Genomic DNA, 6,631 nt, shown 5'->3' on the forward strand with positions numbered 1-6,631 from the left:
CGGCGGGGCCGCGCGGGGGACTGGTGGGCACCATTCCGTTCGGCTCGTTCTTCTCGCGCCGGCTGCGCCTCGCGAGCGCCGGGCTGGCCGGCCTGGTCACCCTGCTCGCGCTGCTCACCTGGCAGGTGACGGGAGAGCCGCTGGGCCACGCCGCGTACCTCGCGCTGCTCGACGTCTTCGCGATCGGCGATCCGGCCCTCGACGACTCGGCCGGCCGCCAGCTCCTCCAACTCCTGGCCGGATTCGCCGGACTGCTGATGATGCCGCTGCTGCTGGCGGTCGTCCTGGAGAGCTATGGCGCCTTCCGGGCCGCCTCGGCCGTACGGCGCCCACCGCCCGGCCTGTCGGGGCACGTCGTGCTGCTCGGCCTCGGCAAGGTCGGCACCCGCGTCCTGGACCGGCTCCGCGAGCTGGACATCCCGGTCGTCTGCGTGGAGCGCGACCCGGACGCGCGCGGCATCGCCCTCGCCCGCGAGCGGCGCGTACCGGTCGTGGTGGGGGACGTGACCGAAGAGGGGGTCCTGGAGGCCGCGAAGATCCGCCGCAGCCGTGCGTTCCTGGCCCTGACCAGCAACGACAGCACCAACCTGGAGGCGGTGCTGTACGCGCGGGAGACGCGGCCCGACCTGCGGGTGGTGCTGCGCCTGTACGACGACGAGTTCTCCACCACCGTCTACCGCACCCTGCGCGACTCCTACCCCGGCGCCCGCACCCGCAGCCGCAGTGTCTCGGCCCTGACCGCACCGGCGTTCGCTGCGGCCATGATGGGCCGCCAGGTCATCGGCGCCATCCCGGTGCAGCGCCGGGTCCTGCTCTTCGCGGTGGTGGAGGTCGCGGGCCACCCCGAACTGGAGGGCCGCACGGTGGCGGAGGCCTTCGAGGCGGGCGCCTGGCGTGTCCTGGCCCTGGACGTGGCATCCCCGGAGGACCGCAGCCCGGACCTGACGGCCCCGCTCCAGGTCGGCGAGGCCCGCCGTGAACCGGAACTGCAGTGGGACCTGCACCCCGGCTACGTACTGCGCCCCGAGGACCGCGTCATCATCGCCGCGACCCGCCATGGCCTGGGGCACCTGCTCCAGAGGGGCGGGGCGCCCAACCCTCCGGCCCGGGAGCGGGAAACGGGGCCATAGGACACGGGCCGCCTCTTGGGGAGGAGCCCGCTCCTAGAGAGGGACCCGGTCTTTTCCCGGCCCTTAAGGAGCGGTTCCGATCCCGGCCCCTTAAGGAGCGGGTTCCGGGCCCTAGTGCCGCTCCCGCGAGTTCCCGAAGAAGATCCGGTACCCCACGAGCAGGACCAGCGCCCCGGCGATGGCCGAGACCCAGGTGGCCGGGTCGTAGAAGTCCTTGCTCACCGGCCGGTCGAGGAAGTGCGCGGAGAGCCACCCCCCGACGAACGCCCCCGCGATCCCGGTCAGTGTCGTACCGATAAGCCCGCCCGGGTCGCGCCCGGGCAGCAGAACCTTCGCGATGACCCCGGCGATCAGGCCGAGGATGATCCAGCTGACGATGCCCATGTCGGGGTCCTCTCCAGAAAACGGCACTTCCAGTCCGGCGATCCCGAGTTGTGATCAAGTCCGCCTGCTCAGGAGGACGTCCGGGGCGTGCGGTGCGGTTCACCCGCGGTATGTCACAGCCGTGATACGGCACATAGCCGCGCTAGGTCACACCCGCGTCACAGTTGGGCCTCGTGCGCCGCTCGCCGTACGGCCGCGGCCAACTGCTCGCGCCGGGAGCGGAGTTCCTCCGGGCGGACGCTGAGCGAGAGCGCGCCGAGGAGACTCCCGTCCGGGCCGGGGACCGGAGCCGCCAGGCAGGCCATCCCGGGGTGGGCCTCCTCGAGGTCCACCGCCAGCCCGTCCCGCCGTACGCGCCGCAGCTCCGCGGTGAGCCGCTGCTCCGAGGAGATGGTGTTCGGCGTGAACCGGCGCGGGCCGGAGCGGTCGAGGTAGCGGCGGCGGGTCGCCGGGCCGGCGGCGGCCAGGGCGATCTTGCCGTGCGCGTGGGCGTGGGTGCGCGGGTCGACGCCGACGTCGAGACCGGGGGTCTCGCCGTGGACCGCGGCGGTGGCGACGTCCGCGATCAGCAGGCCGTCGCCCTGGTAGGCGACGTATGTGGCGGGGGCCCGGGCGGCCTGCCGGAGGCGGGCGAGGACGGCGTGAATGCCGTTGTCGAGGCCCATCTGGCACCGGAACGACCGGTGCAGCGCGGAGACCTGGTAGCCGAGCGCATAGCCGCCGTTGCCGCGGACCAGGTATCCGCGGTCGGTGAGCGGGGACAGCAGGGCATAGACGGTGGAGAGCCCGCAGCCGAGGGATCGGGCGAGGGCCTTGGCCGACACCGGGTGGGCCGATGCGGCGACGGTCTCCAGGATCTCCAGGGTGCGGTCCGCGGTTCGCGGCCCCTTCCGGCTGGTCATTTCCGTCTGCTCCTTCCCTCGTCGCCATGGCCTTTCCGGCATCGCCAGAATATCGCCACAGGAATTTCCTCACCGCGTCGGGACCCGGGCATGGTCGGTGGGACACCGCGACAACGGATTGCGGATTCGAAAAAGACCGGAGACGACCGGAACTCATGAGTCAACAACTCTGCGCAGAGGGAGACATCCGCACCATGCCCGCCCCGAAGATCCTCATTCTCGCCGGTGACGCCACCGAGGACCTGGAGTTTTTCTACGGCCTGCAGCGTCTGACGGAGGCCGGTTACCAGGTGGTGATCGCCGCCCCCGCGGTGAAGAAGCTCAAGTTCGTCTCGCACGACTTCGACGGCACCTACGAAGGCACCTTCACCGAATTCCCCGGCAAGTCCTGGCCTGCCGACACCGCGTTCGCCGATGTCGATCCGGACGAGTACGCCGGCCTCTTCCTGCCAGGGGGGACGGGTGCCCGAGTACCTGCGCCACGACGCCGAATTCCAGCGCATCGTCAAGCACTTCTTCGCCGCCGACAAGCCGGTGGCGCACACCTGCCACGCCTCCATCGCCCTCGCTCCCCTCGGCGTACTCAACGGGCGTACGACGACGACCTTCCCCGGTGTCTCGACGGAGGTCGAACTGGGCGGCGGCACCTTCGTGGACGACGCCCCCGTGATCGACGGCAACCTCGTAGGCGTACGCGACTGGTCGGAGAACGCCCAACTCTTCCGAGCTTTCCTCGCCCTCCTGGGAAAGACCGCCCCGGTAGCCGACTGATCGCCGGCGGCGGGGCCGCGGTCCGTCAGGGCCGCGGCCCCTTCGCGTTCAGCCGCCTCAGCCGGCCGCGGGCTCCGCGCGGTAGCCCTTGAAGAGGAAGTTCGGGCCGAGGGCGTAGGAGTCGACCATCTCGTAGAACTTCTTGATGGTCTCGTTCCCGCAGTGCTCCTCGAACGCCTCGCGGGAGGCGTACACCTCGTCCAGGTAGATGCGGTTGGGGTTGTCCTCGTCATGGATGACCTCGAACCGCAGCGTCCCCGGCTCATGGGCCAGGGACCCCTCGGCGTCGAAGAGGCCGGCCTTCACAAAGGCGTCCCGCTTCTCCGGCGGAACATCGAACTGCACCAGTACGTGATACGTCATGGGATTCCCTCGGTGGTATTCCATCTGTGCGTGCCGGCTGATTTCTTCTCGGTCCTCGGCCGGGCGAAATCCATCCTGCCGAAGCGATTCCGGCCCGCACAGGCCCGCCTTTTCCCATGGAATCCCCTTCCTGGGAACGGCCGTCCCGGTCATGGCAATACCACCCTGCCGCGGCGCGCGTTCCATCGCGTGTCCCGCGCAACCTGCCCTGATCGACGGAAAGGCCCTCCCGAGGGGGAGGGCCTTCAGAGGGCCCAGCGGGGCCCGATCCGGGACCTACGCCGGGTGCCCGGTCAGCAGGAGCAGGGGCAGGAGCAGGAGGTGACCTGCACGTCGTCGATCGCCGGCCCGTGGGCGCTGCTGGGGGTGGTGCTGGCGAACGCGAGTGTCGTGGTGGCGGCGGTGGCCACGAAGGTCGCCTGCCGCTTGATGTATCCCATGCGGGCGGGCGTCTTGCCGGTGGTGTCGAAGGAGAAGTCCTGGATGTTCTGGCCGTCGACGAGGACCCGGCCGGTCTTCACGGCCGGGCCGCCTCCCGAGTTCCCGGCCAGTGCGTAGGTGACGGTGTAGGTCTTCCCCGGGGTGGTGGTGAAGGTCTGCGACACCGATCCGGGGGCGTCGGCGTTGAGGTCGACCGACTGGTCGCCCTCGGCCGCCTGCCAGAGCCCGTCGTCGACGAGATCCACGCCCCCGCCGCCCACTGTCCACGGCCCAAGGGACTGCCCCGCCTTGTACGTGGTGAACGAGTTCGCCTGGGCGATCGGGTACTCGAAGCTGCCGTTGTCGAACCGGCTGACGAGGACGCGGACGTCGGACGCGCCGGGATCCTGGTCCGGGGCGGCCAGCGCCGTACCGGCGCCGGAGGTGAGCAACCCGACAAGAGCCACCGCGATGAGTATGGAGCGCTTGGCCGACACAGTTCCTCCTGGGTGAACGGTCCCCGGCTCCTCTGGTGGGCCGGAGCCCGTCAACATTCGCCGTCGGCAGGACCAGTTGGCCATAGGGGCGGACAGGGCACGGAGGTGATCGGTGGTAGCGCGGAGGCGGACGCGGAGCCCCGTCTCCACCGCGCGCTGCCCGGCGCCCACTTGCCCCACCGCTTTCGCACCCCTGGGGGCATGCCTCACTCCGGTGGCCGCGCGGTGGGGTGGGAGCGCCGAAACGCGCTCCGAACTGGAAAGACGTGGCATGGCTGACCACGGGTCAGTGGTGCCCCCGGCAGGACTCGAACCTGCGGCCAAGCGCTTAGAAGGCGCCTGCTCTATCCACTGAGCTACGGGGGCCGGATGAGGTGGCCGCGATTGGCCTGGACAAGGATAGGGCTCAGGATGCCTTGTCCCGGTTGCTTCACCTCCGCGGCACGTTGTGGAGGTTCAGTGAAGCGGTCCGATAATCGCAGGCAGGTGGGGATCCTGCACCGGTTTTCACCTCCTCCGTGGCGGGTGTTGTGCACTCGTTATGCCTCGGCCCGGCGGGTCGAGAGCGGCTGCGTTGCTCCGGTCGGCGCGCAGGGGTCAGCATACGCTTCAAAATGACTCCAAAATTGGGCATTCTTCGCATGTGGTGACCTTGGACGTACGGCCCCAGCTGCTCGAAGCACTGTCCGCACTGCGCGACCGTGTCGCCGCCGCACGCTTTCCGCTCGCGCTGCCCGGGGCCGACCGCGCCCGCCGCAACCGAGCCGAACTCCTCACCCAGCTCGACGACTACCTGATCCCGCGGCTGCACGCCCCCGACGCCCCACTCCTCGTCGTCATCGGCGGCTCCACCGGCGCCGGGAAGTCCACGCTCGTCAACTCCCTCGCGGGACGCCAGGTCAGCACCGCCGGCGTGCTGCGTCCCACCACGCGCACCCCCGTCCTGGTCTGCCACCCGGACGACCACGGCTGGTTCGCCGGGCCGCGCGTGCTGCCCGGCCTCACGCGCGTGTGGGCCCCCCGGCCCGGCACCTCCGACCACGGCCCCGCCCCGGCACACACGGCAGCCGCGGCGCACCCGGATGCGTACGACGCGTATGACACCAAGGACCCGTACGACACGCGCGAGGCGTACGACGCCTATGACCCGTACGAGGACGAGGCCGAGACCAACGCCCCACCCGCGCTGCGGATCGAGACCGCCGCGTCCGTACCGCGCGGCCTGGCGTTGCTCGACGCCCCCGACATCGACTCCCTCGTCGCCCGCAACCGCGAACTGGCCGCCGAACTGATCTGCGCCGCCGACATCTGGGTGCTCGTCACCACCGCGACCCGGTACGCCGACGCGGTGCCTTGGCACCTGCTGCGCACGGCCAAGGAGTACGACGCCACGCTGGTCACCGTCCTGGACCGGGTGCCCCACCAGGTGATCGTCGACGTCGCCCGGCAGTTCAGCGCGCTGCTCGACAAGGCCGGGCTCCAAGAGGTGCCCCGGTTCACCATCCCCGAGCTGCCCGAGTCCACCGGCGCCGGCAGCGGCCTGCTGCCCGCCAGCGCCGTCGCCCCCTTCCTCGACTGGCTCCTCCAGCGCACCCAGGACCCGGCCGCCCGCACCGCCACCATGGCCCGCACCGCCCGCGGCGTGATCACCTCGCTCAACTCCCGGCTCCCCGCGCTCGCCGGGGCCGCCGCCGCCCAGCACGCGGCCGCGCTGCGGCTCGCGCACTGCGTCGAGGAGGCGTACGCCGAGGGCGCGGAGCGGGTGCGGCGCGACATCGCCGCGGGCGAGGTGCTCGCGGGCGACGCCCTCACGCGCTGGCGCGGCTACCCCGACGACAGCGGCGCGGGCGAGTTCCTCGACGCCGTCGCCGGCAGCCTGACCGCCCTGCTCTGCTGCGCGGTCGCCGACGCCGACGAGCGCACCGGGCAGGCCTGGCGCGCCGACCGCGCCGGGGAGGGCGCCTACGAGCCGGGGTGCGACCCCGGGGAGGGCTCGGCCGACCGGATCGGGGTCGCCGTACGGCGCTGGCGCCGCTGCCTCGAAGAGCTGGCCGAGGAAGAGGTACGCGGCCTGGAGCGCCCGGCGGCCACCGAAGCCGACCGGACCGCCGTCCTGCTCGCCGCCGTCCTCCTCGGCGGCGAACGCGGGCGCGGCGCGGGCGAG

7 protein-coding genes, 1 tRNA gene and 1 pseudogene are annotated in these 6,631 nt (G+C 71.5%); 4 read left to right on the forward strand and 5 right to left on the reverse strand.

What is annotated here, in order from left to right; translation table 11 throughout:
* Window positions 1-1,130: potassium channel family protein (locus AOK16_RS24175; RefSeq protein ID WP_169790955.1), on the forward strand; the 1,130-nt coding region annotated here is incomplete at its 5' end.
* Window positions 1,131-1,241: 111 nt separating this feature from the next.
* On the opposite strand, the gene AOK16_RS24180 is transcribed toward AOK16_RS24175, so the two are convergent.
* Window positions 1,242-1,514 carry a GlsB/YeaQ/YmgE family stress response membrane protein gene (locus AOK16_RS24180; protein ID WP_055474235.1) on the reverse strand — a complete coding sequence of 91 codons (273 nt, stop codon included), beginning with the start codon at window positions 1,512-1,514 and terminating at the stop codon, window positions 1,242-1,244.
* Between the two features lie 158 nt (window positions 1,515-1,672).
* Window positions 1,673-2,416 carry an IclR family transcriptional regulator gene (locus AOK16_RS24185; RefSeq protein WP_055474236.1) on the reverse strand — a complete coding sequence of 248 codons (744 nt, stop codon included), beginning with the start codon at window positions 2,414-2,416 and terminating at the stop codon, window positions 1,673-1,675.
* Between the two features lie 194 nt (window positions 2,417-2,610).
* Between AOK16_RS24185 and AOK16_RS29130 the strand changes: the two are divergent.
* A pseudogene (locus tag AOK16_RS29130) lies at window positions 2,611-2,808 on the forward strand (peptidase); the annotation flags it as partial.
* 70 nt (window positions 2,809-2,878) lie between these two features.
* Entirely contained in the window at window positions 2,879-3,187 is a 309-nt protein-coding gene (locus AOK16_RS29135) for a DJ-1/PfpI family protein (protein ID WP_338058503.1), read from the forward strand.
* 57 nt (window positions 3,188-3,244) lie between these two features.
* Here the strand turns inward: AOK16_RS29135 and AOK16_RS24195 are convergent, their stop codons facing one another.
* The 3 genes from AOK16_RS24195 to AOK16_RS24205 form a co-directional block, all read right to left on the reverse strand.
* Window positions 3,245-3,550 (reverse strand): heme-binding protein, encoded by a 306-nt coding sequence (locus tag AOK16_RS24195; RefSeq protein WP_055474237.1) that lies wholly within the window; start codon window positions 3,548-3,550, stop codon window positions 3,245-3,247.
* Between the two features lie 293 nt (window positions 3,551-3,843).
* On the reverse strand, window positions 3,844-4,467 hold the full coding sequence (locus AOK16_RS24200; protein ID WP_055474238.1) for a choice-of-anchor C family protein: 624 nt from the start codon (window positions 4,465-4,467) through the stop codon (window positions 3,844-3,846).
* A 290-nt stretch (window positions 4,468-4,757) separates the two neighbouring features.
* Window positions 4,758-4,833 (reverse strand) — tRNA-Arg (locus tag AOK16_RS24205).
* Between the two features lie 286 nt (window positions 4,834-5,119).
* Here AOK16_RS24205 and AOK16_RS28825 point away from each other — a divergent pair.
* Window positions 5,120-6,631 (forward strand): GTPase domain-containing protein (locus tag AOK16_RS28825; protein WP_079101742.1); only part of this gene is annotated, 1,512 nt, incomplete at its 3' end.

It is taken from the genome of Streptomyces pathocidini, from assembly GCF_001418495.1.
GTDB lineage: Bacteria > Actinomycetota > Actinomycetes > Streptomycetales > Streptomycetaceae > Streptomyces > Streptomyces pathocidini.

Excerpts from the sequence above, each read along its gene's own strand:
- AOK16_RS24180 (WP_055474235.1), bottom strand. The coding sequence starts at position 1,514 with ATGGGCATCGTCAGCTGGATCATCCTCGGCCTGATCGCCGGGGTCATC.
- AOK16_RS24185 (WP_055474236.1), bottom strand. The coding sequence starts at position 2,416 with ATGACCAGCCGGAAGGGGCCGCGAACCGCGGACCGCACCCTGGAGATC.
- AOK16_RS24195 (WP_055474237.1), bottom strand. The coding sequence starts at position 3,550 with ATGACGTATCACGTACTGGTGCAGTTCGATGTTCCGCCGGAGAAGCGG.